Source organism: Dietzia sp. HMSC21D01, from assembly GCF_001815995.1.
GTDB classification, from domain to species: Bacteria; Actinomycetota; Actinomycetes; order Mycobacteriales; family Mycobacteriaceae; genus Dietzia; species Dietzia cinnamea.
In genome coordinates this window covers 1-1664 of the sequence record NZ_KV823734.1, presented here as the reverse complement: position 1 = coordinate 1664, position 1664 = coordinate 1, and the positions used below count along the sequence as shown (strand labels likewise).

The 1664-nt window shown below is 75.2% G+C and carries 2 protein-coding genes; both read left to right on the top strand.

What is annotated here, in order from left to right; all coding sequences use genetic code 11:
* The first annotated feature begins 45 nt into the window (after positions 1-45).
* Positions 46-621, top strand: coding sequence for a ribosomal protein S18-alanine N-acetyltransferase (gene rimI, locus HMPREF3086_RS02870; RefSeq protein WP_070720083.1), 576 nt, complete (start codon positions 46-48; stop codon positions 619-621).
* Positions 618-1655, top strand: a complete 1038-nt coding sequence (tsaD, locus tag HMPREF3086_RS02865; RefSeq protein ID WP_070720080.1) for a tRNA (adenosine(37)-N6)-threonylcarbamoyltransferase complex transferase subunit TsaD — start codon at positions 618-620, stop codon at positions 1653-1655. Before rimI ends, tsaD begins: the two co-directional genes overlap by 4 nt.
* Positions 1656-1664 lie beyond the last annotated feature (9 nt).

The window sequence follows — 1664 nt, the reverse complement described above, 5'->3', positions numbered from 1 at the left end:
GCCCCGGCGCGCCGAACCCTCCGCGGCCCTGCGCGGGGTGGGGCGATGACCGCGACGCCGGCCGACGTCGACCACGACGCGCTGGTCGCCGACGACGCCATGCGGTGCGCTGACCTGGAGAGACTCCTGTTCCGCGGCGACGGCCCGTGGTCGGCGGCGGCGTTCCTGTCCGAGATCGGCTCACGTCACACCACGTGCCTGGCCGCCCGCGGCGACGGGCGGCTGGTCGGCTACGCGGTCCTGGCCGGGCTCGGGCCCGAGGGCGACCGCGAGTTCGAGGTGCACACCATCGGCGTCGACCCGGAGTACCAGGGACGCGGTATCGGACGGGCGCTGCTGCGGCGGATGCTCGAGGTGGCCGATGCCGAGGGCGCGCCGGTCGTCCTGGACGTGCGGACCGACAACGTCCCCGCACTCACGCTGTACGAGGCCCACGGGTTCGAGGTCGTGGGCCTGCGCCCCCGGTACTACCGGCCCAGCATGGCCGACGCGCATCTCATGGTGCGGCCGGCGCGGGGCGGCGGCGCGGACCGTGACGTCACCGGCAGCGCGGACGGCGGCGGGGACACTGTAGGCGGGGACATTGTTGGCGGCGACACGGGAGAGGGGAGCGGCCGATGAGGACCGTCATGGGGATCGAGAGCTCGTGCGACGAGACGGGCGTGGCCGTGGCGCGGGTCCACGACGACGGGCGGGCCGATCTGCTGTCCGACGTGGTGGCCTCGTCGATGTCCGAGCACGCGCGCTTCGGAGGCGTCGTCCCGGAGATCGCCTCCCGCGCCCACCTCGAGGCGCTCGTCCCCACGGTCCGCGCCGCGCTCGCCGAGGCCGGGGTGGAGCGGCCCGATTCCGTCGCCGCCACCATCGGGCCCGGGCTGTCCGGGGCGCTGCTCGTGGGCTCGTCCGCGGCCAAGGCCTACGCCGCGGCCTGGGGCGTGCCGTTCTACGCCGTGAACCACCTGGTCGGCCACGTCGCCGTCGCGGGCTTCGACGGCGGGCCGCTGGGGGAGTGCGTGGCCCTGTTGGTCTCCGGCGGCCACACCCAGCTGCTGCACGTGCGCTCGCTGACCGAACCGGTCGTGGAGCTCGGGTCGACCGTCGACGACGCCGCGGGCGAGGCGTACGACAAGGTCGCCCGTCTGCTCGGCCTCGGTTACCCGGGTGGACCGGTGATCGACCGCCTCGCCGCCACCGGTGACCCCCGCGCCATCGCGTTCCCCCGTGGCATGACCGGACCGCGTGACGCACGGCACGATTTCTCCTTCTCCGGACTCAAGACCGCCGTGGCCCGGCGGATCGAGGCCGCCGAACGGGACGGCGAGCGGCTCGCCGTGGCCGACGTCGCGGCGTCGTTCCAGGACGCCGTCGCCGACGTACTCACCATGAAGGCGGTGCGGGCCTGCACAGACCTGGGCGTGGACACCCTGCTCATCGGCGGCGGCGTGGCGGCCAACTCGCGACTGCGCGACCTCGCCGCCCACCGGTGTGCCGAGGCCGGCCTCACACTGCGTGTCCCGCGGCCGCGCCTGTGCACGGACAACGGCGCGATGGTCGTGGGGGTCGCCTCCGCCCTGCTCGCCTCGGGCGCCGCGCCCAGTCCGCTGACCGTCGCCGCCGACCCGGGCCTGCCGGTCGAGGTCACGCAGGTCGCCTGACTCCGCCCC